A 24,534-nucleotide genomic window follows, 5' to 3' on the forward strand; every position below is an offset into this window, starting at 1 on the left:
TTTTGTATAAGATTCTGATTTGCAAGGGATTATTTAGTTTTTCCATTTTAATTAAGTAACTAATTCCTTAAATATTGACCTATTTATTATTTTATTTGCGAAATTTAATATATGAAACGGACTTTACCAAAAATTTTATTTTTGCTACTTACTCTTACCGGGAATCCTATCTCTGCAGCAGGTTTATTTTTTAATGTTTTGGTTACTGGCTCCGTATTAACTATTAACACAACCATTCCAAATCACACCTATTCTAATGCCGGTATTTCTGTTAGGACACCAGGATATCAACTCACTGGGCTTGGAAGAGATTGTCAGTTAAATACCAATGGTTATTGTTTATTTACCGTAAGCGATAGGCAAACTGCTCAAATATCTATATCAGGGCCATCAGGAACTGTACAAGTTGTTCTGTGTTTAAATGGGGCTGGAGCTTTGTCTTGTCAGAATTATTATGTTCACATAGATAACTTTCTTTTTACTGTGGGCACCTATCAAAATGGAGGAATTACTAGTCCGATTTTCTATCGCTCTACTGATTTTGGAGCCACATGGCAAGGTCCTCTCTTTTTAACTGTTCCAGCTGGGGCAACAAATAATAAAGCGAGTTCTATTTCTTGCTCAAAGTCAGGTCTTGTTTGTTCCACCGTAGGCAATATCTTTATTGGAGGAACTAATCAATCCTTTGCTTGGTCAACGAGTGATGGTGGAATTAATTGGATACCATCTGTGATCCCCTTATCAACTGCTAATGAAATATTGATTGGTGTTTCGTGTTCAAGTGATGGGGTAAAATGTGCAGCTGTTGGACAATCCCTCACTACAGGACGTCCTATCGCTTATTTTTCTAAAAATTCAGGTAGAACATGGCTCGCCTCAATAGTTCCTGCAGGTGCAACAGGTAGTATGCAAGGAGTTTCGTGCTCAAGCTCATTAAGTACTTGCACTGCTGTGGGTTTGTCATTTGTTCCTCTCTCAGCAGTAGCTTATTATAGCCTAGATGAGGGGCAAACCTGGTTTACCTCATCAGGCATTGATCCAATGGAACAGGCGGTTTTATTTCGTGTTTCTTGTTCTACTTCAGGAAAAAACTGTGCCTCTGTTGGTAAAACCCTTGATGACTTGAACTTAATTGCTTACACATCCGAAAACTCAGGGGTAACTTGGACCAAATCAGCACCATTTCAGTTGCCTACTAATTCGCTCCCTACTGTCGAATTAGTCGGCCTTGGATGTTCTGATTCAGGAACTCAGTGTACTGCAGTTGGATCTGCTTCCAGTGCTACAGTTGACTTTGCTCTCAGTTATTCAACGAAAAATGGAGGAAGAACGTGGAGTAGTCCAACACTTGTGCCACCTCCTAATCCACCAGGAACATCGATTGGATTCAATGGTTTGTTTTGTTATCCTTCTGGCGTCTTGTGTTTTGCAGTTGGTCGTGCAGATTTAGCCAATCCACGCCAGCCAATTGTTTTTGAGACAGCTAATGGTGGTTCTAATTGGAAAGAGGGTAGCCCTTTAAGTGGAGATGCAGGTAGATACAATTTGTTTAGTGCAAGCGGTAGTCACTAATTTTAAACCGCACTCTTAATGAGAACATACTTAAAAAGCGAATGCACTTTTGTTCACATATTTTGCAGAAAAGGAATTACTCTATCCGACAGGATTAAAATAGTTGAAGTTAGAAGCTGGAGGGACGATGTCTTTTGTACATAAAGTAGGCAAAAAAATTATAGTATTGTTAGTATGTGGAATAAGCATATCAACAAATTTAGCATCAGCGCTGCCTCAACCCAAAGGCCACTTATCAAATGATTCTTCTACCCAATCTATGGCAAACGATAATCCTTTATTAGTGCAAGATAAATCATCAATTAAACCAAGATCCTTCCTGCCAATAGTTTCCATTCATGGTGGGGGATTTATAGCTTCTCCAGGGCGTGCACAAGATATTTATATCGTTGATTTAATTGGTGACCATTATTCAGTAAATAAAAAAAATAGTTCTAATGCACTTTTCGGATTAGGTCTTAGTTTTACTGGACTTGATAATAGTCGTTTGGATCTTACCTATGGTGTAAATGCTTTTTATTTCGGACGAACAACCGTAAGTGGAGTGATCACACAAGAACAATTATTTACTAATCTTGCCTATAGCTATTCTGTAACTAATATACCAATATATGCTTCTGTAAAAGGTATCATGAAGAATTCTCGAAGCGATAATTTCAATTTGACTTTGGATATTGGTTTTGGCCCAAATTTCATGAGTACAAACAATTTTAATGAACAATCACTAGATGGTGGCATCACAATTCCTAACAATATTTTTGTAGGGCGAGAGATAACTAATTTTAGTGCTATGGCAGGAATAGGCATTAGAATTAATGATGTATTCAATCTGATACCTATTGAATGTGGGTATCGTTTCTTTTACTTGGGCAAGGGCAATTTCACTTCATTCAATAACCAGATAATCAATACTCTAAATACCAGCGATAATTATGCTAACGCCTTAATATGTACTTTGACTATTTGATATTTAAGATCACTTTGCTAAGAAAAAGTTTATTAATATGAAATAAATGAACGGCATGAATAAGTCAGCTACTAATTTGGGGTTCTAAAGATTTGGAGTTGATTTGGAAAGTGGCCATCCGCTAAAAATCAAAAAAGCTTGCTTGTGATTAGCCATGAATGGGGATATTGTCAGCAATCGCCTTTTCAGTATTTTCGTTTTTTTGCGCATTGTTTTATTTTATTGTTTTATTCTATTTAAGATTGGTTCTTTGTATTAGAATAGCCGCCAGATTGCCACTTAAATCGGTTACTGTTGGTTTTTGTTAATTTAGTGACTCGTTTTTATTATGCAAGGAGCTCTTATGAAGTGTCGTTTCTTTATCTCTATGGCAATAGCAAGTTTGCTGAGCGGGAACACTTTAGCTGGAACCATGAACTCACCTTCTAAAGGCTGGTCCTGGTTAGGTTCTATTAGTGCAGGTCCTATCTGGGCAAGAGGTGGTGAGATTCAAACGTTTTTTCTTGCACCAGAAATTGAAAAAACCTATGTGGCTAGAAAAGAAACAAATACCCTCGCTAACGGTGAGCTTTTTATTGGGATACAAAAAATATTATCTCCCCAATGGTTGACTCAGTTGGGTTTGGCTGTTGCAACCACTGACAATAGCAAACTGCAGGGTGTTATTTGGGATGATGCAGACCCACAGTTTGATAACCACAGTTACCAATACAAAGTTCGGCATAGCCGGATTACTGCGAAAGGAAAGCTTCTTCTTGATAAGAGATATTGGCTCATACCCTGGGTGAGCGGAAGTTTGGGTGTTGGATTTAACCGCGCCTATGATTTTTCGAATACTCCCCTAATTTTTGAAGCACTTTCCAATCCCAATTTCAACAACCATACTCAAACTGCATTCACGTACACCTTAGGTGTTGGTGTACAAAAAGCATTTAGCGAACATTGGCAAGTGGGCATAGGCTACGAATTGGTTGACTGGGGTAAAAGTAAGCTGGATAGAGCTGCAGGACAGACTATAAATTCAGGATTGAAGCTTAATCACCTCTATACCCATGGTGTTTTATTAAACCTCACTTATGTTGTGTAAGGATACTCAAGATGAAAAGAAATAGAAGGACCTCTCTCCATAAAATATGGGTTGGTATTTTATCTGGATTCATAATATCAACAGTACAGGCTGGCAGCCCTGTATGGACCTTTGAACCGCTTACTGCCACTAGCATTTCTGTACCTGCCAATAGCACTGCTACAGTCGAATACCGGGTAACTAATCAATCGACTAAGCCACACACCCTAGTTATGCAACCTATCAAAAGTATTGTGCAAATTACTACAGGATTAGGCGTTTGCGGTAATCCTTTCGTTTTACGAGCTAAAAGCTCTTGTATTCTTTCTTTGCGGATAAACGGTGGCCAGTTAAGTAGTCCTATTGTTGATGGACCTATTGTGTGCCAGCAAGGCTCTACGAATCAATGTTATAGGCCAAGTGCCGCGAATATTTTACATATTGTGCAAGCACCGCCCATCACGGATGCAGTGATTACAATAACTGGCTCTCCATTAACCCTGACAGTAAATGGCCCAACTGGTCAACTAACAATCAATAACACCACGACCGAAGTATCAGCCACGAACATTACTTCAAATTTTACGGGCACAGCGCTAGATGGTAACGTGACGGAAACAGGAAATACATGTGCTAATGTTCCACCAGGAGGTAGTTGTACTTTGACCTATACACCAGGTAATACGATAGTGCCACAAACCAACTTTACCATCCAGGGTACCAATACCAATGCGCTGACCGCAGCGATTGCCATCCAGTCAGGAAGCACTTTAACGGCAGTTAATCCCAATTCGGGAACGGCTTCAGGTGGGACGGGTGTGATATTAACTGGAACAGGGCTAACTGGGGCAACTGCTGTGACCTTCGGTGGAATAGCAGCTACCAGTGTCAATGTGGTTAACTCTACGACAGTGACGGCGGTCACGCCTGCCCATGCCATTGGACCTGTCGATGTAGTCATTGACACACCTGTAGGCGGTGCAACACTGGCTAATGGTTATACCTATTTAACCACAGCAGTCGGACAGCCTTCAGGAGGCGGGATTATTGCCTGCCTGAATGGTGGCTTGAACAACTTGATTGCAGCTACTGCAGATAACCACACAGGTATTGGCATTATCTGGGGCGGTTTTGGTACAGCAACTAATGCTCAGAGTGATACGGATGGTGCTACCAATACCACGACGATTGTTGCTTGTTTAACAGGACCTGGTGGTGCGCTAGGATGCCCACAAAACATTGCCGCGAACACTTATGCTGCAGGTATTTGCAGTACCTATGAAGTGGATTCTCAAGGAAATACACCATGTCAGCCAGGCAACACCTGTTACAGTGATTGGTTCTTGCCAGCTGGAAATAACTTGACGCCATCAGGCCAGTTAAACTGTCTTCACACCAATCGAGCTGCTATTGGTAATTTTGGCGCGGGCGCCTACTGGAGTTCTACTGAGGTTAACCCGGATCCAACGGGCCGTGCCTGGATTCAGGTCATATCCAATGGCATCTCGGGCTTCGATTTGAAGGTCGTCAATAATGCGGTTAGGTGTGTTCGGAGCTTTACACCTTAGCTTCTTTATCCGTTTCTTTGGAGGCAGCTTTGCTGCCTCATGATTTTTTGCTAATGAACTGTTCAGGTTTTGATAAATGGCATTCTTTACAGAACTTCCAACCACGACAGCAACTGGTTATTCAGAGATGTTGTCGGATAACTTTGTGAAAAGCCAGTGAGATCTATTGGAAATACGTCATGCTTTACAAAATTACTCTGCGTCACTGTATCCTGAAGATAGTGATTGAGCTATCTGCATAGGTCTTTTTATAATAATCTCGTGCACTATTTATTTTAAATAGATTAGAGATTTTAATTTATTCCTAAATCTATCGGATATGAGTACTTAATCTTATATAATTGACTACGGCAAATAAAAAGTAAGTATTCGATTTCATTTAAAGAAACCACCGTATGGGACTGTAATGGGTGTAGGTATTGATGCTGGATTTACTAGTGAAGATTGAATAACTTGTAGTTATATAAAAATTATGAGGTGAATCATGAGAATTTTGCTCTCTTTCTATCTTTTATTGCTTTCAACAGGGCTTTTTGCAGAATCCACCTTTCCTGATGGTTGTCGGGCTGTTCCAGTACAAGGTCAATCCGTGACATTAAAAGCCAAGAAAAATAAGTTGGTGTTTATTCACAATGTGACCAATTTGGATCTATGGATTACTCATCCAGTCACAGAACCTGGGGCCAGTGCTGGTTGGACAAGCCGATTGCAAGCTGGTAAATGGTCAGCTTTGTTAGTGGATAAAGCTGCCTTTATTTTAAATTGTATCGAATCAAGACCAGGGCATGAACAACAAATACCTTGTGAAAATGCTATTGCCGTATGCCAATGGAAAGGGGTAAAAATACCGGCAAGCGCTCAAGGTACTTTCTGGGTAGCGGAAGACTTGTCGTTAGCAGCGTTAACTGCGGCAGTTGGTGGAAGAGGCTTTGTATTGCCGGAGAAATAATTTATCGATGAACCTCTTGGGATATGGCTATGGATTCCATGCAGCAACCAATTATGTCAACTCAAAGTACAAATCAGGATGACGCCTCCAGCCATCCTGAATGTTTGGCAAATAACGGAATCAGTTTAGACCGCCACCATGTTCCTCAACCTTGAGTCCTAAAGGCAATTTATACAGAATTCTCTGATAGTTGACAGCATATCCTTGCTAGTTATAGTGATAAATGGTAGAACAGGACTAAAGAGGTTTTAGTCATATAAAGTTTGAAGAGAAAAATGGTGAAAAGTGAGTAAAAAATCCAAAGATCCCTTTTATAAGAGGGAACGCGAAAAATACGCCGAGCCAATTCCAAGCCGGGAATACATCATGGAAATCCTGGACGAATACGGTAGGCCAATGTCTCGCAGTAAACTGTTTGATAAGTTGGATTTGAACTCTGAGAGCCAACAGGAATCCTTGGGTTTTCGGTTGAAGGCCATGTTGCGTGATGGCCAAATCATGCAGGACAGGCGTGGGCGCTTTTGTTTATTACAAAAAATTAATTTATTGCGCGGAACTGTTCAAGGCCATCCTGATGGTTTTGGATTTTTTATCCCGGATGACGGTTCCGAGGATATGGTTCTCTCTGCTAAAGAAATGAGGGCTGTCATGCATGGCGACATGGTGCTTGCCTATCAGTCCGGATTGGATAGAAGGGGAAGACCAGAAGCTAAAATCCACGAAGTCCTGGAACATGCGAACGCCACGGTTGTAGGTCGCTTTTTCACTGATCATGGCGTGAATTTTGTCATTCCTGATAGCAAGCGTCTGACTCAGGATATTTCAATTCCCCAAGAATTTATTGGCGATGCCAAAAATGGCCAAATAGTCTTGGTTGAATTAATTGCGTACCCTAACAAGCGTTCGCAAGCGATCGGCAGAGTAATCCATATTTTGGGTGAGCATATGGCTCCTGGCATGGAAATTCAGGTGGCAATCCATGCCCATGGCATTCCTTTCGAATGGCCAGATGATGTTCTTGCAGAAGTGGGTAAAATTCCACAACAGATTTCCGAGGAACAATTAAAAGGTCGAACCGATTTGCGCAATCTTCCTTTTGTAACCATTGATGGGGAAGATGCAAAAGATTTTGATGATGCTGTGTATTGTTACAAAAAGCCCAAAGGCGGATTCCAATTGTATGTTGCTATAGCGGACGTCAGTCATTATGTTGCCAAAGATTCTGCTTTGGATAAAGAAGCGGCAAGGCGTGGAAATTCAGTTTATTTTCCCGGCAAAGTGGTACCTATGCTGCCAGAAGCCTTATCTAATGGTGTTTGCTCATTAAATCCCCATGTTGATCGCTTATGTATGGTAGCTGAATTATCGATTACCCAAGAAGGAAAAATATCCCGCTCCCGTTTTTATCGAGCCGTGATTCATTCTCATGCACGTTTGACCTACACGGCAGTTGGCAAGTGGTTGGAACAAGGCAAGGCAGATGAAAAACATCAAGCATTGTGGCCAATGCTTGAATCTCTTTATGATTTATACCATGTTCTTCTTGATACCCGTAGACTTAGAGGTGCTATGGATTTCGAGACCACGGAAACTCGAATCGAATTTGATGAAAACAAGAAAATAAAATGTATCGTGCCTGTAATACGCAATGACGCACATAAATTAATCGAGGAATGCATGTTGGCAGCGAATGTTGCAACAGCAAGATTTTTAGAAAAGGCTGAAATTCCTACTTTATATCGAGTTCATGCGGCTCCTGAAGAAGATAAAATTACTGCATTGAGACAGTTTTTAGGTGAGCTGGGATTGTCATTAGGAGGGGGAAGAAAACCTGGACCCAAGGATTTTCAACGTACTATGAACATGATTGGTGACCGACCAGAAAAGCATCTTATTGAAACGGTAATGCTGCGCTCTTTAAAGCAGGCTCAGTACGTTGAATCGAATGAAGGTCATTTTGGTTTGGCTTATTCCGCTTACACGCATTTTACATCACCAATCAGAAGATTTCCTGATTTGTTAATTCACAGAGCAATAGGGCATTTGCTGGATAATCATCCTGTTTACGAGTTTGAGTATAGTCATGAAGATATGAATCGTTTGGGGAAACATTCCTCCATGACGGAGCGCCGTGCTGATGAAGCAACTCGGGAAGTGATTACCTGGTTAAAGTGCGAGTATATGCAAGACAAACTGGGGCAGGTATTTAAAGGCAGAATATCCGCTGTGACCAGCTTTGGTATTTTTGTGGAGCTCGATGAAATTTATGTAGAAGGCTTGGTTCATGTCACTTCTTTAAAGAATGATTATTATACTTTTGACTCTGCAAAACATCGTTTAATAGGAGCTCGCGGTGGTCAGGTTTATCGTTTGGGAGATAAAATGACTGTGTTGGTAGCTCGTGTTGATTTAAACGAACGTAAAATAGATTTTGAGCCTGTCGAGGATGAAGTTTGTAATGAATGAGCAGTATGTTTACGGGTTGCACGCAGTTTCTGCATTATTAGCAAATCCACATCGAATGATCAAAAAACTCTTTGTTAATCAAGATAGAATAGATAAAAGACTTCATGAGTTTTTAGTCAAGGCAGAAAGCGCCCATGTCCCTATTGAAAAGCTAAGCGCGCAAAAAATGAATCAGCAGTTTTCCGAGTTTACGCATCAGGGTGTTGTTGCACTTGCTTCGGCATTACCCGAATACGGTGAAAGTGATCTGATTACTTTATTAGAAAGAAGTAAAAAACCTGCATTGATTCTTATTCTGGATGGAATTACAGATCCTCATAATTTAGGAGCTTGCTTGCGGACGGCCGATGCAACCGGTGTTGATTTTGTTGTGATTCCTAAAGATAAAAGCGCGAGTATTACTCCCGTTGTCAGTAAAGTGGCTTGTGGAGCTGCTGAATCAATTCCTTTGGTGAAAGTAACTAATTTAGCAAGGGCTATGGATATTTTAAAACAACAGGGTGTCTGGATCTTTGGAGCAGCTGGCGAAGCAGAGCATTTACTTTATGCAATGGATTGTTCTGGAAACATCGCTCTTGTCATGGGAGCAGAAGGAACCGGGTTAAGAAGATTAACTCGCGAGCATTGCGATGGATTGTTTTCTTTGCCTATGATGGGAAGTGTAGAGAGTTTAAATGTGTCAGTGGCGACTGGTGTTTCATTGTATGAAGTAATTAGGCAAAGAGGGCAATTTCGTGAGTGAATTAAAAATCAAAGCAGCCAAAGCAGCTATAGCTTATATTGAAGATGATATGGTAATAGGTGTTGGAACGGGCTCTACAGTTAATTTTTTTATAAAAGAATTAGCTGCAATCAAACATAAGATAGAGGCTTGTGTAGCCAGTTCAAAAGCAACCGAGGCATTGCTTCGAGAAGAGGGCATTCCTGTAATTGATTTAAATTCAGTACAGGATTTACCTATCTATGTTGATGGCGCTGATGAAGTCAATGAACGCGGCGAAATGATAAAGGGGGGCGGAGGAGCCCTGACTCGGGAGAAAATTGTAGCGAATGTAGCCACCCAATTTATCTGTATTGTTGATGAGTCCAAGACTGTGAAGCGTTTAGGAGAGTTTCCCGTTGCTGTGGAAGTCATTCCAATGGCCCGTAGTTTTGTTGCACGACAAATTGTTAAATTAGGAGGAGACCCTGAATACAGAGAAGGTTTCATTACCGATAATGGTAATATTATTCTGGATGTGTTTAATTTGAATTTTTCTACGCCTATGGCCTTGGAAGACAGTATTAATGTAATCCCAGGCGTTGTTGAGAATGGAGTGTTTGCCAAACGTTTGGCAGACAAAGTATTAGTGGCCTCAGCAACCGGGGTGAATAATTTAAAATAGTCGACTTACATACGTTCATATCTCAAAACATTAATTACCAATAATTTTATAGGTCCCTCAAAAATGGATACGCACAAGGTTTTTGTAAATCGCATTATAAATATGAAAAAAATTAAACTAATTGGTTTGGATATGGACCATACCCTAATCCGATATAATTCGAAAAATTTTGAATCTTTAGTTTACGATCTCGTCAAGGAAAGACTGGTGGATAGCTTTCACTATCCTGAGGAAATTAAAAAATTCAAATTTAATTTTGATGATGCTATTCGTGGTTTGGTGATTGACAGTAAGAATGGCAACATTTTAAAACTGAGCCGATATGGTGCCATTAGATTGAGTTATCATGGCACGAAACAGATCAGTTTTAGTGATCAGAAAAAAATTTACAGAAGTATTTATGTTGACCTTGGTGATCCGAATTACATGGCAATTGATACTTCTTTTTCCATAGCATTTTGCATCCTGTATGGCCAGCTGGTTGATTTAAAAGATAGCTATCCCGATAAAATGCCAAACTATCAAGTCATAGCGCAAGACGTACAATATTGTGTGGATAAAGTTCACTCGGATGGTACCTTGAAAAACATAATTATTAAAAATTTAAAAAAATATGTGATAAGAGAAAAGGAAGTGGTTGATGGATTGAAGCATTTTATTCGTTATGGGAAAAAAATATTTATTTTGACCAATTCAGAATATTCTTATTCTAAATTGTTGTTGGATTATGCCTTGTCCCCATTTCTGGATAAAGGGGAGCACTGGCAAGATTTATTTGAGTTTATTATTACCCTGGCAAATAAACCTCGATTCTTTTATGATAACTTACGATTTTTATCAGTTAATCCCGAAAACGGGACCATGACCAATGTCCATGGCTCAATAGTTCCTGGCGTATACCAAGGAGGTAATGCCAAAAAATTTACTGAAGATCTTGGGGTTGGCGGAGATGAAATTCTCTATATAGGGGATCATATTTACGGTGATATATTACGATTGAAAAAAGATTGTAATTGGCGTACTGCTCTGGTTGTTGAAGAATTAGGTGAGGAAATTGCATCCCAAATAAGGGCTTTGCCAATTGAAAAGAAAATTGTTGAGGCCATGGCAATTAAAAAAGAGTTAGAGCAGAAATATGTTGATCTGTGCACAAGAAGTATTGACGAAGATTCGCAAAAGTATGATCAGGAAATTCATGACTTGCAATTGCAAATAGCCACTGTTGACTTACAAATTTCAAGATTATTACAAGAACAAAGCAGTTTCTATAATCCCAAATGGGAAAGAGTTTTTCGCGCCGGGGCGGAAGAGAGTTACTTTGCCTATCAAGTTGATAGATTCGCCTGTATCTATATGGAGAAATTATCCGATTTATTGGAGCATTCACCAATGACCTATTTTCGTGCCAACAGACGATTCTTGGCTCACGATATAGACATTTGATTTTTTCTATTAGTCAGGTACGGGGATCAGATCAAGGAGAGTGCTATTTATCCCCAGCAAAGTTATTCTATGATGCGGTATATGTAACGGAACACGATCTTTATCACGCAAGATACTGGATATACCATAGCGATGTATACCAACCAGGCTGGCCGGTGCTTTTTCATAACTCATATCATGAAGCTACACGCCAAGTCGTCTTTACACGGATAACACAACTCCCATGCCGTCAACACAGGAATAGCATAATCATAAGGCACATTTTCAATAACATGCTCTTGGGTGATTACATCACCGCCAAGTTCCCCGCAATTGCCATCTTCCTTTTCCAAAGCGGAAATCACGTTTAGCAGTATTATCTTTGTAAGTTGATAGCATTCTCACTGCTCGAGCGTTTGGATTCACCACAGGCTGAACAGTCAATCACTTGAATGATTCCAGTATCTTCCAAAGCGGTGGTTCTGAATTGAGAAAGAGGTTGAACTGCAACGGTTTAAGTTAATTCGGCTATCTCTTCAATAGAAAGTTGTATTGGTTGTGATAAGGAGTTAGTGAAGAATGAACATAGAACAAGAAATAATAATCCTTTATGAAAGTGAGTGATTGGACACATCTCAAGGCCTCCAATTTGTTTTGATGAATAAATTTTGATAAAGCTCATAAATACAGTTTATTGTAATTTGTGCAGGGAAGGCAGACTAATAATTTCGCAATTTTTTATATTTAATATTCTCTTAATATAAATTTTGTACAATCTGGGGTCATTTAAAATTAAGAGAATAGTAAGGAAATATAATGCCTAAAGTTATTATTTTTACCGATTTTGATGGTACTGTAACCGGAAGAAGCGGTAATGAAACTGTATTTACAGAGTTTTATCAGTCACTGTTGCAAGGTTATCAAAAGGATGTGGAGCAGGACTATAAAAGTACTCCAATGAAAGATCCAATTGAAGTTAAGGCATTGTTCGAAGCAAAATTTGGAGAATACAACGAAAATTTTGATCATAGCCAGCAGGATGTTGCTTTCCTGATGCGACCAGAAGCGGTGGCATTTTTCCATGAAGTATTAAAAAATGATGATGTGATTGTCAATATTGTCACCAAAAACCGAGTTGAATACATTAAAGCAGTTTTCAAATATCAAGGTTTTTCTGATGAAGAAATCAGCAAGTTAACCACGCTGGAGTCAGGGTATAAATTTAATGATGTCAATTCCAGGCTTAATCACCAAACAGAGAAGGCCAATCGGGTTTATATTCTTGATGATAGCCCGACAGACTATGCTGAGATGCTGCGTGCAGTAAAAGGTAATGGATACAATGAGGAAGAAATTCGTGGTTATAGTAAGGATCCAGGAGAATTTGAATGGTCCCAATATTTGGAAGATGTTAGGGAAATTTTCCCGCCTAAAGTGAACACTCTTGGAGAGCTTAGTTTACCAGATGAGCGAGGAGATGAACTTTCTATTGGTGAAGAAGCCCCTGTATTACCACAAGAGGATAATTTATCCCCGCGCGAAGAAACGGTTACCAGTGTATCTAATCAGCCTGTTTCATCTTCTGATTATCGTACCCTAAAGATAATAGGCGCTTTTGCAGGCGTTGGATTTGGTTTCGGCTTTGCTTTAGGTGTTACGTTGGTTGCTACCGGAGTTTTTGCTCCTTCAGGTGTTGGTCTCTTGGGAGCTTTGACCTTAGGCGCTATGAGCGGTACTGGCGTTGCTACATTATCTGGTGTCATTGGATTTGCGGTTGCTAAGGGAACAGAGTCTACACCAGAGCCTGTAAGCAAAGAGGTTATTCCTGGTATTAAGCAAAGCAGCCATGAGGTTATGAGTGGTTTGGGTGGTTCTCAATTACTGAGCGCAAACACTCTTCACCCGGTTGGTCATTTCCCAGGCGTTCTATCAAGAAGAACTCCCAAGCAAGGTAAAGAAGAGCAATATCAAGAAGAATACGTATTGACTAATCCACTTCATAATTCATAGTATTTCTATTTCGTTGGATAAATAATGATTTTTTTAATCATTATTTATCCGGTCATTCCAGTGCTGTTCAATTGCGATTCAATGTAATCAAAAATTTTTAAAATGATGCCTATTAGAGTAAAATAGGTTGCAATTGATTTAATTTATAGTTTTTCAACAAAATGAACCAATTGCCAAATTGCCCAAAATGTCTTTCTGAATATAGTTATGTGGACGGTGACGTATTAATTTGCCCTGAGTGTACCTATGAATGGCCAAAAAACAGTGATAACAATAACGAAGAGTCTGCAAAAATCATCACAGATGCCAATGGAAACCTATTGCAAAATGGAGATACAGTAACAGTCATCAAGGACTTAAAAATAAAGGGCTCATCTCAAGTGATAAAGGTAGGAACGAAAGTAAAAAATATCCGTCTGGTTGAAGGCGATCATGATATTGACTGCAGAATCGATGGGATAGGTGCCATGAAATTAAAATCACAATTTGTAAAAAAAATTTAATAGGGTATTTCGTTGACTTTTCAATTTGCAATTTTTAACTGAATTAATTCGTTTTTCTTAAGATTTTCTTAAGGTTCACACATTATACTTCTCTCGTAGTTAAGAGGGAGCAGTGATGCGTGTATTAATTGTTGAGGACAGTGCTTTTAATGCCTTTTGTTTGCGCCGATTGTTGGAGTCGGTGGTTGCATCAATTTCAGTGACTATTGTGAATAATAGTCAAGACGCATTATCCTTTATCAATAACTATTGCCCCGATATAGTCGTTGTTGATGGTGATCTGGGTGCCAGCCCTGATCAAATGAACTGCAACGGTCCCGATCTTGCAGGAATTCTTTTACAAAAATACCCGCAACTTCCTATTATAGCCTGGTCTGATTCGGATGCCATGCGAGAGGACTTTATTAAAGTGTTTAAGAGCCATGGTCGGTTTTTGAATGAGTATAATACCTGGCCCAAGGTCATTGGTTTGGAACGTATTCATAAAACATGGTCTTATTATTTTGGTGAGTTTATAGCTTGCCAAAATGCTTCCTTTGCGAGCCGAACTTCTATTAATTATTATTAAATGCAATAAATTAAACGCTTTTACGCGCCTCAATGTGCATCATCCCAGTTAGAGCCTGTGCCAATAGATACAACAAGGGGTACAGATAATTTAACAGTTTGCTCCATGATATTGTGTATAATGGCACGACATTCTTCAACTGCTTCCTGTCGGACCTCAAAAACCAATTCATCATGTACCTGCATGATCATCTTTGCAGAAGGATTCTTTTGCGAATGCTCCCAATTGGAGATAGCCAACATGGTTTTTTTTATGATATCAGCCGCAGTTCCTTGCATCGGTCCGTTGATGGCAGTGCGCTCAGCTGCTTTTTGCCTCATTAGGTTACGTGAATTAATTTCAGGTAAATAGAGACGACGACCGAATAAAGTTTCAACATAACCAAGTTGATGTGCTTGTTGGCGAGTACGTTCCATGTATTCAAGTACCTTAGGATAACGACGGAAATAGGTATCGATATAATGTTGAGCATCCTGACGCTCCACACCAATTTGTTTTGCCAGGCCAAAAGCAGACATACCATATATCAAACCAAAGTTCACTGCCTTGGCTCGTCTACGTTGTTCTTTGGTTACAGCGTCCAAATTCGTTTGAAAGATTTCACTTGCCGTTGCGGCATGAATGTCCCAACCATTAGCAAAAGCTCGTAAAAGGTTATCATCCTGAGATAAATGCGCCATTATCCTTAACTCGATTTGCGAGTAATCAGCCGCCATGATCAGACTTCCTTCTGGCGCTATGAAGGCAGTTCGAATCAATCTTCCTTCTTCACTCCGTATAGGGATATTCTGTAAGTTAGGATCACTGGAAGATAATCGGCCTGTTGCTGCTACCGCTTGATTATAGGATGTGTGCACTCTATGTGTTTTGGGGTTGATTCTTTTGGGTAAGGCATCGATATAGGTACTGACTAATTTTGATAAGCTTCGGTATTCCAGGATTACAGCTGGAAGGCGATAATCAAAAGCTAATTCCTGTAAAACAGATTCTGCAGTTGAAGGTTGTCCTGTCGGAGTTTTCGCTACAACAGGGAGCTTTTGTTCATCAAATAGTATTTCTTGTAATTGTTTTGGGGAATTGAGATTGAATGCTTTTCCAGCAAGTTGTACGGCTTCATTTTCCAGAGACTTCATTTGCTCTTTCAAACGACTGCCGTGCTGTTTTAGAATGACCGGATCGATGAGAACACCATGCATTTCCATATCAGCGAGAACAGTCAGTAAGGGCATTTCAATGTCATGCAACACGTTACGCAATGGCTCATCCAGCATGGGGTAAAGTTTATTATGTAATCGCAAAGTAATGTCCGCGTCTTCAGCTGCATAGACCCCGGCCTTCTCCACTGGAATTTGGTCAAAACGGAGTTGTTTTGCTCCTTTTCCTGCAACATCTTCATAACTTATTGTTTTATAACCCAGATATTTTAATGCCAAAGAATCCATATCATGTCTGCCTGCACCACTATTGAGTACATAGGATTCCAACATGGTGTCATAAGTAATGCCTTTTAAGGTAATGCCATAATTTTTAAGTACGCTGTAATCATATTTAATGTTTTGCCCTATTTTTCCTATGGCAGGATTTTCCAAAATGGGCTTTAAAGCAGTTAAAACTTCTTCTCTCACTAACTGTGTGCTGCCATCAGTATGAGCCAGAGGAATATAAGATGCTTTTTCTTCCTCAACAGCTAAAGAGATGCCTACCAGCTCAGCTTGCATGACATCAAGATTGGTTGTTTCAGTATCGATACAAAATTGTTTACTTTGCTCCAGTTTATTAAGCCAATGATTTAACTGTTGGTGAGTAGTTATTATTTCATAGGCTTTATTATTGCCGGCATCCTTTTCTTTGGGTGATTTTTGATTCTCTGCTTCCTGTAGTAATTCTTTAAGCCATGATTTAAATTCCAATTCACGAGTTAATTTAATTAATTGCTCATTATCAGCCGGTGTGGGCATCAATTGGTTTAAATTTAAGGGCAGATCCAAATCAGTTTTGATAGTGACCAATTTTTTTGAGAGTGGTAAATGAGGGATGCTGGCACGCAAATATTCACCAATTTTGCCGCCAATTTCGTTTGCGTGTGCAATCAAATTATCTAGCGTTTGATACTCTGTCAGCCATTTTACAGCAGTTTTGGGGCCGCATTTCTCTACTCCCGGAATATTATCTACAGTATCTCCAATGAGAGTGAGGTAATCAATGATTTGTTCAGGGGTTACACCAAATTTTTCTTTGACCCCGTCAATATCCATGCTGTAATTACTCATAGTATTGATGAGAGACACATGTTCATTGACCAATTGCGCCATGTCTTTATCACCAGTTGATATAACAACTGGTATGCCTTGCTCTGTGGCTTGTTTTGCCAAAGTTCCAATCACATCATCCGCCTCGACTCCATCAATGATAAGCAAGGGCAATCCCATCGCTTGCAGCAATTGGATTAGTGGTTGAAACTGAGAACTCAATTCTTGAGGCATCGGCGGTCTGTGTGCCTTGTATTCCGGATACCATTCATCTCGGAAAGTTTTTCCTTTGGCGTCAAAGACAACAGCTATTTCTTCTGGGTGATAATCTTTAATGATTTTTTTTATCATATTGGCAACTCCATAAATTGCGCCAGTAGGCTGGCCTTTGGAGTTTGTCAGTGGTGGGAGGGCATGAAACGCTCTAAAGAAATAGGAAGAGCCATCTATTAGAATCAGAGGTGGCTTCATGGCTACTCTACCTCTTTTTCTTTAATATCGAGTTTTTTGTTAATTACAGCAACTTGTTCGGTAAGTGATTTAATGTTTTTGCGTATTAATGGAATACGATTTACTGATAGTTCATGCTTAATCGCGACATCTTTGGGTTTTGCTGGATTACCAAGATATACTGTCCCTTTCTTTAAGTGTTTGTGTGGGGGGACCCCTGTGCGTGCGCCTAATATGACCTCATCTTCAATGTGAACATGGTCACTCACTCCCACGTTGGCGGCAAAGATGACATTATTCCCGGTAGTGGTACTGCCAGCAATGCCAGTAAAAGCACAAATAATATTATGCTTGCCTAACTTGACCGAGTGAGCGATTTGTACCAAATTATCAATTTTTGTCCCTTCACCTATCACTGTAGCGCCTAATGTGGCCTTGTCTATCGCTGTGTTGGCTCCAATTTCGACATTATTTTCAATCACTACATATCCTGAATGAGGTACTTTGAGATGCTGGCCATCAACAAAAGTATAACCAAAGCCATCAGAACCGATTACTGTAGAGGCATGGATAGTGACATTGGAACCGATACGGCAATTATCATAAATAGTGACTTGGGGATGAATGGTTGTGTGAGCTCCAATGACCACATTATGGCCGATATGAATATGACTTTTGAGCACCGAATGGTTACCTATAATACTTCCTGATTCAATGACCACGAATGGCCCAACATAGATCTCATCGCCTAATTGTACTTCTTCACCGATTACAGCAGTGGGATGTATCCCCGGAGTTATTTTTTTGGGGGGATAAAAATGGTTGAGTAAAGTAATAAATGCTTTAAAAGGGTTTTTTACCTGAATTAATGGTTTTGGGGAATCGATAGTACCTTGACCAACAAGAATAGCAGCCGCCTCAGAGTGTTCAGCAAGTTTGATATTGTCCTCACCTTCGGCGAAAACTAAAGATCCGGGAAGTATATTATCTATAGGCGATAGTGTGGAAACAGTGATGGCATCATTGCCTATTACAATACCTTGAACAAGGTTTGCTATATCACGAAGAGAAGAATTCATTAGTTTACCTTTCAATTCCGCAAAATAGAGCGATTATATACCTCTTATTGTCCATTTTCGAGTGAATTATCCTCAATTCAAATGGCTTTCAGATTAATAATTTTTCTTATCATGATCATGCCATTCCGCGGATTCAGATGAATTGCCAACACACCCTAGAAAAATAAGATTAATTAAGGTATAAAATCAAATAACTTCTATTAAAATCAGTTCATAAAAGAGCCAGAATCAAGAGGACTGATTTGTAATCAAAAGGACGGGATATGCTGAAAAAAATATTGCTCACCGGATTATGTGTTTTGTTTAGTATGAACCTTTCCGCTTCAGAACCGATTTATGATGAAGAGATTCCCTTGCTTTGGTCATCTATTATTACAGTGAGTGGGGGGCCTTCTTGGGCAACACCTGGACAAAATCAGTATATTTATCCAATGTCTCCAATCTATATAATTAATTTTAATCCTAATTTACCACCAAATTATTATCTCTATTTTACTGATGACTCTCCTACTAGCGTTTTAGCCAACGGCGAGGTATTTTTTGGTCTGCAACGCGCAATCAATCCTAAAATGATTGGCCAATTAGGTTTGGGCGTAGCTGGGGTAAGCGATGCCAAGGTCACTGGCGATGTCAACCTTAATGGGCTATTCCATGTATATTCCTATGATTATAAGGTCAATCATGCGCGAGTAGAGCTAAAAGGTAAGCTGATAGGAAGCGCTTTTACACCCGTACAACCCTATCTGAGTGGTAGTTTTGGAATAGCATTTAATAATGCCCATGATTACAGAACGCTTTCTATCAATCAATTCCTGTTTCCTGCACCATGGTTTGCGTCAAACACCACTTATGCTTTTGCATACAGTGTGGGGGCAGGGGTCCAAAAAATGTTAAATCCTAACTGGCAGGTTGGCGTAGGATATGAGTTTGCAGACTTAGGGAAAAGTTATTTGGGTGGTGATGGAGTTAATATTACCAAAGGGCCACGATTGACCCATTTGTATAATAATCAATTACTGTTTAGTGTGAGCTATTTATATTCTTAACTAATGTATTTGCGCAGAACCAAAGCGGCATTGGCTCCACCAAAAGCGAAATGGTTGGATAAGGCAATATCAATGGTTTTTTCTCGTGCTGCATTAGGTACATAATCCAGATCACAGGCTGGGTCTGGAGTATGCAGGTTAATAGTCGGTAACAACGTATTTTTTTGCAAACTTAGTGTCGTTGCAATAATTTCCATTGCTCCTGCCGCCCCAATCGCATGTCCTGTCATGGCTTTTTGAGCAGTAATTGGAATGTCATAAGCTCTTTTACCGAAAACCATTTTTATTGTTTCTGTTTCCGTGCTGTCATTGAGCTGGGTTCCTGTCCCATGTGCATTGATATAATGAATATCGTTAATTGATAACTTGGCATCATTTAAGGCAGCAAAAATAGCTCTTGCTTGTCCTTGTGAATGTGGTGCGGTGACATGGAATGCATCGCAACTGGCACCATAGCCAATGATTTCTCCGAGAATTTGTGCTCCTCTTGCTTTCGCTTGTTGTAACTCTTCAAGTATTAATACCCCGGCTCCATCTGCCATGACCATCCCATCGCGATTGAGATCAAACGGTCTGCTGGCTTGCGAAGGGTTTTCATTATTGGTCGACATGACTCTAAGCTTACACCAGGCAGCCATAACCGACTCCCAGACTAAAGATTCTGTTCCACCGCAAAGGGCTGTAGTCAAATTACCATGGGCAATTTGTTGGTAAGCCATGCCTATGGCTTCTCCGGATGAAACACAGGCATTGGAAATGGTTGAGTTTGGTCCGCCAATGCCAAAAGCAATTGCAATATGGTTAGCTATTGAATTGGGCATCCCTCTAATCACACTAAGAGGAGGGATTTTTTTCCAACTGTCTGTAAAGAATAATTTATAACCTGCTTCCAATTCAGGTTGACCGCCAATGCTTGTGCCTATAAAGGTGCCTGCTGTGCTGAGCTCAGTTTGCTCAAGCCCTGCTTGCTCGATGGCATGATGTGCGCAAAATAATGCGTACTGAGCAGCGCGAGGATAACGTTTGCTTTTGTTGAATTCGGGGAGATGATCAAGAGATAAGTCCGTAATCTCTCCTGCTATTTGGGTCGAATAAGGTGATGGATCATAGGATTGGATGCGTTTAATTCCGCATTGACCTTGAGATGCAGCAAGCCAAAATTTATCAATGCCCGATCCTATGGATGACGTTATTTCCATACCAGTAATAACAACCCTTTTTTTCATTAATTATCCTTATTTTTGATAAAACAAGCCTTCCTCTATCGCCATCCGCAATACTAATAGTGAGATTTTAATTATGTCAAGCCATATTTATAATATGTGATTTGTAACTAAAGAGTAAACGGTTTATTTTGCAAGTTGATTCACATTAATTGACCAGTAGTCACAAGCATTTTGAATATGGAATCCAAGCTGAATATACAGATTTAATGCTTTTTTATTATGGGTTTCAACATCAAGATCCACTCGAGATTTGCCTTCGCTTAAAATCATATTGATACAATGAGCAATCAGGGCAGAACCAAATCCTTTCCCTTGTTCTTTAGGCAATATGGCAATATCAGACAGGGTAGCCCTTTTGGTTTGCCAGCGAATATGGGCTTTTCCTATAGGATGATTATTTAGCATAGCTATTACAATTTCATATTCTCTTTCGTTAAGTATTTGTTGGAATCGGTTAACCAAGTCTTGATTTTTGTCAGGAAAACATACTTCATCAAGGCCACATAATATGGGAATGTCCTCTAAAGTCGCCATACGGAAGGATAATGAACGCTTGTAATCAAGTATGGGATTTAAATCATCACGCTCCATGAAATATTCACTGTGCAGATAGGTAAATCCTTTTTGAACTAGCCAGTTATCGTTGAGGCGTGAGGGGCATGAAAAAATCAAGTTAAAGTAGTTTTGAGACTTAATTAAGGTTAATGCTTCCTTTATTAATTGTTTGGCAATTCCTTGTCTGCGATATTGGGGACTAACCAGAACAGCGACTTCAACGGCATCATCATAAAAGAAATAAACGCTCAAAAACCCAATCAAGGCACCGTTTTGATAATAAAGGAAGCTTGTAGGAAGAGAGCGGTGTTGCTTCAATATATGGATATATAGATTAGGGATGCTGCCATCGTTTTTTTTACACTCCGCTCTTAATGCTTTTAAGTCTTTTAATTGAAGTTCATCTAATTGGTTAACTTGAGTAATCATAATTGTATAGTAAAAAATTAAAAATTATTATTTATTAGATTAGCGTGTTTTCTCATGATTTGCTTATTCTTTTTTGATAAGCGATAAAACTATGGATCATGATCATGCGTTATTCTTGTATTTTTTATTATCCCAAATCTCTTGAACTCGGGCATCCCGGCCACAGCGATACCGATAATACTTATAACGTATAGGATTTTTTTTGTAATAATTTTGATGATATTCTTCTGCTGGATAAAAAGATGTCGATGGGACAATTTCTGTATAAACTATGGGGAATTTTTGTTCTAACTCTTTTTTATATTCCATGGCAATTTTCTTTTGTTGATTATTCAGATAAAAAATTGCACTGCGATATTGACTGCCATGATCGCAAAATTGCGCATTTTTGACGGTAGGATCAATGTGCATAAAGAAATACTCAACCAGTTTTTTATAACTTAATTTATTGGAATCAAACTCCACCATTACCGATTCGGCGTAATGAGTATTACCGGCAGAAACTTGTTCATAAGTTGGATCTTTAAGAGTGTCTCCATCAAATCCTGATGTGGTCGATAGGACTCCAGGAAGATGGTCAAAGTCTGCTTCCATGCACCAAAAACATCCACCTGCAAAAATAGCTTTTTCGGTCTTTGCCAGGCAAAATGTTGTATTAACGAGTAAGAGAAAATACAAAAAAATACGTAACATTGTAAGCCTTTTTTATGAATTGTTATAAATTATACAAGATTTTGTATTGGAGTCAGCATTAAAATCAGAGAAAGTTTTAAACCAGGTTTCAAATGATTTATTATTTTTCTAAGCTGGGGTTTGTACGCTCTTTTTGAATTCAAAAAGCCTTATCAAGGCAGTTAAACAGACTAAAAAACAAAAGATAGCGGCAAGAAAATTAAAATAGCTGGAAAATAATGTCATAAAAATAAAGAATAGAAATGCTTCAGCGCGTTCCATTATCCCGGGACTGTAATAAAAACTTTTTTGAGTAGTATTATTTGAAAAAATTCCCACAACCAGAAAGCTTGTAATACAGAGCAAAATACTGCCTAACATTAAAATGGTTAAAGTGGCACGGTGTTGTGGATCAAAAAGATACAAAGCAAGAACAGCAGAAAATTCAACAATTCTATCCATGACGATATCCATTGCTGAGCCAAAATCAGAAGCTCTGTTTTGAAAGCGGGCCAGCGAACCATCAAGAGTATCCAAATATCCCGAAAGCAAGAGAAAGCTAATCGCAATATAAGGTTTGTCTAATAAGACAAAAGGAATAAACAGCACACCCAATATCCCCGAAAACCAGGTAATGGACAATGGCGTTATCCTGTCACGTAAAGCAGGTAGTATGGGATCCACCAGGACAAGCTGATAATAATGTCGTAAAGATTGTTCAAGCATAATATTTCATCGCTATTAGGCTAACTATGGGCTTATGGCAGTTATTTGGCTATTTAACGTGAGTTATGGATAAGTCTTATATAAGAAGTAGTCGATATCCGGTGTCCGTTTGGGCTGAGGAGATGCCTAAGCATCGTCTCGAAGCCTTGGTACGAAACATTAAACGAACGATTCAAGATGACGTCCTATCCTATATATAACTCACCTTATTTAAATACTACTAAATTCAATAAATTAAAGAAACTTATGTTTGCAGTTTTTGAGAGTAGACCTGTTTTTTATCGAAAAAATGATTTTTGGTTTATCCAGAATTTAAAAAATACACTCGCTCAGCTAATCAAAAAGAAAACCATAAAAACAAGGCATAAAATAATAATTAAAGGATTTGGTTTTTGACGGGTAAATAATTTAAGAAGGGTATAAAGTATAATTCCCAAACCAATTCCATCGGCAATCGAAGCGGTGAATGGCACCATCATGATGATGACCATGCAGGGTGCTGTTTCTGTGATATCCTGCAATTTCATACTAGTAATATGTTTTATCATGCAACAGGCGACATAGAGTAAAGCCGGGCCTACTGCAAAGCTTGGAATCATTTTGGCAAGTGGAAAAAGGAACAGCATCAGAATAAATCCTGTTGCAATCACCAGCGCAGTGAGTCCGGTTCTTCCACCAGCTTCAATTCCGGTTGCTGATTCAATATAAGGTGAAGTACTGGCAGAACCCATTAGACCTGCGAGGGAAGATGCGGCTGCATCGGCAGTTAAACTGCGAGTCAGGCGTGTATAATAATTTTTTTCGTGTTTAAAAATGGTTGGACTAAGTAAGCCAATTAATGATCCTGTCGCATCAAATACTGTGATTAGAAAAAAGGTAAAAATGGTTTTTAAAGCCACGATACTGGAAAGACCAGCGAAATCCAATTGCAAAAAGGTAGGTTCGAGCGATGGTGGCACAGCAATCAAGCCTTGCCAACTGGTCAAACCCAGCATCAAGCTTAAGACACTGATACTCAGTATCCCGATGATGATGGCACCGGGAATCTTATGATAATCCAGAGTAAGAATAAGAAGAAACCCCAGGAAAAAGAGTCCTGTTTGTGGTCTAATGATCTGTCCTAACTGCATTAAATTATGCTGGTCACCAATAATAATTTGATTATTTTCTAAAGCAATTAAGGCAATTAGCAAACTGATGCCTATAACAATGGCTATTTGTAGATTATGAGGGATTGCTTCAATCAAGAGGCGTCTTAATTTGGTGAGGGTAAGAAACAGAAAGAGCAAGCCGGAAATGAATACCATGGCCAGGGCGTGTTGCCAGTCAATTCCCATTCCTTGGACTACGCTGTAAGAAAAGTAAATATTTAAAGCCACACTTGGCGCTATACCTATCGGTGTATTGGCTATGAAACCTGTTAATGCGCATGCGAAAGCGGTTATCAAACAAGTGGCTGTAAATACAGCGCCTTGATCCATTCCTGCGTCGTGCAGGACTTTTGGATTGACAAAAACGATATAAACCATGGTAAGGAAGGTCGTTGCCCCAGCAAGTATTTCTGTGCGCAAAGTGGTGTTTTTGAGAAAATAGGATTTTAGAGTGGTCATAAATTCAGGGAAAAAC

At 39.4% G+C, this 24,534-nt stretch carries 22 protein-coding genes; 14 read left to right on the forward strand and 8 right to left on the reverse strand.

Translation table 11 applies throughout. The annotated features are described in order from the left end of the window. Window positions 1-111 precede the first annotated feature (111 nt). The 10 genes from OQJ02_RS00435 (at window position 112) to OQJ02_RS00480 (ending at window position 11,416) form a co-directional block, all read left to right on the forward strand. A complete protein-coding gene (locus OQJ02_RS00435; protein ID WP_265717385.1) occupies window positions 112-1,572 on the forward strand; it encodes a WD40/YVTN/BNR-like repeat-containing protein in 1,461 nt (486 codons plus the stop codon). Window positions 1,573-1,699: 127 nt separating this feature from the next. Further along, window positions 1,700-2,539 carry a hypothetical protein gene (locus OQJ02_RS00440; RefSeq protein ID WP_265717386.1) on the forward strand — a complete coding sequence of 280 codons (840 nt, stop codon included), beginning with the start codon at window positions 1,700-1,702 and terminating at the stop codon, window positions 2,537-2,539. Between the two features lie 343 nt (window positions 2,540-2,882). Then, complete coding sequence (locus tag OQJ02_RS00445) at window positions 2,883-3,626, forward strand: outer membrane protein (protein WP_265717387.1); 744 nt, start codon at window positions 2,883-2,885, stop codon at window positions 3,624-3,626. Between the two features lie 11 nt (window positions 3,627-3,637). After that, on the forward strand, window positions 3,638-5,173 hold the full coding sequence (locus OQJ02_RS00450) for an IPT/TIG domain-containing protein (RefSeq protein WP_265717388.1): 1,536 nt from the start codon (window positions 3,638-3,640) through the stop codon (window positions 5,171-5,173). A gap of 484 nt (window positions 5,174-5,657) precedes the next feature. Continuing rightward, window positions 5,658-6,122: a hypothetical protein gene (locus tag OQJ02_RS00455; RefSeq protein ID WP_265717389.1), complete on the forward strand. Its 465-nt coding sequence runs from the start codon at window positions 5,658-5,660 to the stop codon at window positions 6,120-6,122. A 29-nt stretch (window positions 6,123-6,151) separates the two neighbouring features. Beyond that, the gene (locus OQJ02_RS00460; protein WP_265717390.1) at window positions 6,152-6,277 is read left to right on the forward strand and encodes a hypothetical protein; all 126 of its coding nucleotides are present in this window, start codon (window positions 6,152-6,154) and stop codon (window positions 6,275-6,277) included. Window positions 6,278-6,407: 130 nt separating this feature from the next. Then, window positions 6,408-8,588 carry a ribonuclease R gene (rnr, locus tag OQJ02_RS00465; RefSeq protein WP_265717391.1) on the forward strand — a complete coding sequence of 727 codons (2,181 nt, stop codon included), beginning with the start codon at window positions 6,408-6,410 and terminating at the stop codon, window positions 8,586-8,588. Further along, entirely contained in the window at window positions 8,581-9,330 is a 750-nt protein-coding gene (gene rlmB / locus OQJ02_RS00470; protein WP_265717392.1) for a 23S rRNA (guanosine(2251)-2'-O)-methyltransferase RlmB, read from the forward strand. Before rnr ends, rlmB begins: the two co-directional genes overlap by 8 nt. Further along, window positions 9,323-9,973 carry a ribose-5-phosphate isomerase RpiA gene (gene rpiA, locus OQJ02_RS00475; protein ID WP_265717393.1) on the forward strand — a complete coding sequence of 217 codons (651 nt, stop codon included), beginning with the start codon at window positions 9,323-9,325 and terminating at the stop codon, window positions 9,971-9,973. The genes rlmB and rpiA overlap by 8 nt, the downstream gene beginning before the upstream one ends. 63 nt (window positions 9,974-10,036) lie before the next feature. Continuing rightward, on the forward strand, window positions 10,037-11,416 hold the full coding sequence (locus tag OQJ02_RS00480) for an HAD-IG family 5'-nucleotidase (protein WP_265717394.1): 1,380 nt from the start codon (window positions 10,037-10,039) through the stop codon (window positions 11,414-11,416). 170 nt (window positions 11,417-11,586) lie between these two features. On the opposite strand, the gene OQJ02_RS00485 is transcribed toward OQJ02_RS00480, so the two are convergent. After that, entirely contained in the window at window positions 11,587-11,748 is a 162-nt protein-coding gene (locus OQJ02_RS00485) for a hypothetical protein (RefSeq protein WP_265717395.1), read from the reverse strand. Window positions 11,749-12,211: 463 nt separating this feature from the next. Between OQJ02_RS00485 and OQJ02_RS00490 the strand changes: the two genes are divergently transcribed. The 3 genes from OQJ02_RS00490 to OQJ02_RS00500 all read left to right on the forward strand — a co-directional run bounded on the left by OQJ02_RS00490 (window position 12,212) and on the right by OQJ02_RS00500 (window position 14,476). After that, a complete protein-coding gene (locus OQJ02_RS00490) occupies window positions 12,212-13,405 on the forward strand; it encodes a haloacid dehalogenase-like hydrolase (protein WP_265717396.1) in 1,194 nt (397 codons plus the stop codon). A 161-nt stretch (window positions 13,406-13,566) separates the two neighbouring features. After that, window positions 13,567-13,908 (forward strand): zinc ribbon domain-containing protein YjdM, encoded by a 342-nt coding sequence (locus OQJ02_RS00495; protein ID WP_265717397.1) that lies wholly within the window; start codon window positions 13,567-13,569, stop codon window positions 13,906-13,908. 115 nt (window positions 13,909-14,023) lie between these two features. Then, window positions 14,024-14,476 (forward strand): response regulator, encoded by a 453-nt coding sequence (locus tag OQJ02_RS00500; RefSeq protein WP_265717398.1) that lies wholly within the window; start codon window positions 14,024-14,026, stop codon window positions 14,474-14,476. 29 nt (window positions 14,477-14,505) lie between these two features. Here the strand turns inward: OQJ02_RS00500 and polA are convergent, their stop codons facing one another. Beyond that, window positions 14,506-17,196 carry a DNA polymerase I gene (polA, locus tag OQJ02_RS00505; protein ID WP_265717399.1) on the reverse strand — a complete coding sequence of 897 codons (2,691 nt, stop codon included), beginning with the start codon at window positions 17,194-17,196 and terminating at the stop codon, window positions 14,506-14,508. 2 nt (window positions 17,197-17,198) lie between these two features. Beyond that, complete coding sequence (gene lpxD, locus OQJ02_RS00510; RefSeq protein ID WP_265717400.1) at window positions 17,199-18,254, reverse strand: UDP-3-O-(3-hydroxymyristoyl)glucosamine N-acyltransferase; 1,056 nt, start codon at window positions 18,252-18,254, stop codon at window positions 17,199-17,201. A 263-nt stretch (window positions 18,255-18,517) separates the two neighbouring features. Between lpxD and OQJ02_RS00515 the strand changes: the two genes are divergently transcribed. After that, on the forward strand, window positions 18,518-19,300 hold the full coding sequence (locus OQJ02_RS00515; RefSeq protein WP_265717401.1) for an outer membrane protein: 783 nt from the start codon (window positions 18,518-18,520) through the stop codon (window positions 19,298-19,300). Here OQJ02_RS00515 and OQJ02_RS00520 read toward each other — a convergent pair. From OQJ02_RS00520 to OQJ02_RS00540, 5 genes are all read right to left on the reverse strand, one after another. Next, entirely contained in the window at window positions 19,297-20,526 is a 1,230-nt protein-coding gene (locus tag OQJ02_RS00520) for a beta-ketoacyl-[acyl-carrier-protein] synthase family protein (protein ID WP_265717402.1), read from the reverse strand. The genes OQJ02_RS00515 and OQJ02_RS00520 overlap by 4 nt on opposite strands. Window positions 20,527-20,649: 123 nt before the next feature. After that, window positions 20,650-21,510, reverse strand: a complete 861-nt coding sequence (vipF, locus tag OQJ02_RS00525; RefSeq protein WP_265717403.1) for a Dot/Icm T4SS effector N-acetyltransferase VipF — start codon at window positions 21,508-21,510, stop codon at window positions 20,650-20,652. Window positions 21,511-21,612: 102 nt separating this feature from the next. Beyond that, complete coding sequence (msrA, locus tag OQJ02_RS00530; protein WP_265717404.1) at window positions 21,613-22,203, reverse strand: peptide-methionine (S)-S-oxide reductase MsrA; 591 nt, start codon at window positions 22,201-22,203, stop codon at window positions 21,613-21,615. Between the two features lie 108 nt (window positions 22,204-22,311). Further along, complete coding sequence (locus OQJ02_RS00535; protein WP_265717405.1) at window positions 22,312-22,908, reverse strand: CDP-alcohol phosphatidyltransferase family protein; 597 nt, start codon at window positions 22,906-22,908, stop codon at window positions 22,312-22,314. Between the two features lie 329 nt (window positions 22,909-23,237). Beyond that, complete coding sequence (locus tag OQJ02_RS00540; RefSeq protein WP_265717406.1) at window positions 23,238-24,518, reverse strand: NCS2 family permease; 1,281 nt, start codon at window positions 24,516-24,518, stop codon at window positions 23,238-23,240. Between the last annotated feature and the right edge of the window lie 16 nt (window positions 24,519-24,534).

It is taken from the genome of Legionella sp. PATHC032 (genome assembly GCF_026191185.1).
Taxonomy (GTDB): domain Bacteria; phylum Pseudomonadota; class Gammaproteobacteria; order Legionellales; family Legionellaceae; genus Legionella.

Coding starts and splice junctions, on each gene's coding strand:
- OQJ02_RS00455 (WP_265717389.1), top strand. CDS start 5,658: ATGAGAATTTTGCTCTCTTTCTATCTTTTATTGCTTTCAACAGGGCTT.
- OQJ02_RS00440 (WP_265717386.1), top strand. CDS start 1,700: ATGTCTTTTGTACATAAAGTAGGCAAAAAAATTATAGTATTGTTAGTA.
- OQJ02_RS00490 (WP_265717396.1), top strand. CDS start 12,212: ATGCCTAAAGTTATTATTTTTACCGATTTTGATGGTACTGTAACCGGA.
- OQJ02_RS00540 (WP_265717406.1), bottom strand. CDS start 24,518: ATGACCACTCTAAAATCCTATTTTCTCAAAAACACCACTTTGCGCACA.
- OQJ02_RS00450 (WP_265717388.1), top strand. CDS start 3,638: ATGAAAAGAAATAGAAGGACCTCTCTCCATAAAATATGGGTTGGTATT.
- OQJ02_RS00520 (WP_265717402.1), bottom strand. CDS start 20,526: ATGAAAAAAAGGGTTGTTATTACTGGTATGGAAATAACGTCATCCATA.
- OQJ02_RS00495 (WP_265717397.1), top strand. CDS start 13,567: ATGAACCAATTGCCAAATTGCCCAAAATGTCTTTCTGAATATAGTTAT.
- OQJ02_RS00500 (WP_265717398.1), top strand. CDS start 14,024: ATGCGTGTATTAATTGTTGAGGACAGTGCTTTTAATGCCTTTTGTTTG.
- OQJ02_RS00435 (WP_265717385.1), top strand. CDS start 112: ATGAAACGGACTTTACCAAAAATTTTATTTTTGCTACTTACTCTTACC.
- OQJ02_RS00445 (WP_265717387.1), top strand. CDS start 2,883: ATGAAGTGTCGTTTCTTTATCTCTATGGCAATAGCAAGTTTGCTGAGC.
- vipF (WP_265717403.1), bottom strand. CDS start 21,510: ATGATTACTCAAGTTAACCAATTAGATGAACTTCAATTAAAAGACTTA.
- OQJ02_RS00535 (WP_265717405.1), bottom strand. CDS start 22,908: ATGCTTGAACAATCTTTACGACATTATTATCAGCTTGTCCTGGTGGAT.
- msrA (WP_265717404.1), bottom strand. CDS start 22,203: ATGTTACGTATTTTTTTGTATTTTCTCTTACTCGTTAATACAACATTT.
- rlmB (WP_265717392.1), top strand. CDS start 8,581: ATGAATGAGCAGTATGTTTACGGGTTGCACGCAGTTTCTGCATTATTA.
- OQJ02_RS00480 (WP_265717394.1), top strand. CDS start 10,037: ATGGATACGCACAAGGTTTTTGTAAATCGCATTATAAATATGAAAAAA.
- OQJ02_RS00515 (WP_265717401.1), top strand. CDS start 18,518: ATGCTGAAAAAAATATTGCTCACCGGATTATGTGTTTTGTTTAGTATG.
- lpxD (WP_265717400.1), bottom strand. CDS start 18,254: ATGAATTCTTCTCTTCGTGATATAGCAAACCTTGTTCAAGGTATTGTA.
- OQJ02_RS00460 (WP_265717390.1), top strand. CDS start 6,152: ATGGATTCCATGCAGCAACCAATTATGTCAACTCAAAGTACAAATCAG.
- polA (WP_265717399.1), bottom strand. CDS start 17,196: ATGAAGCCACCTCTGATTCTAATAGATGGCTCTTCCTATTTCTTTAGA.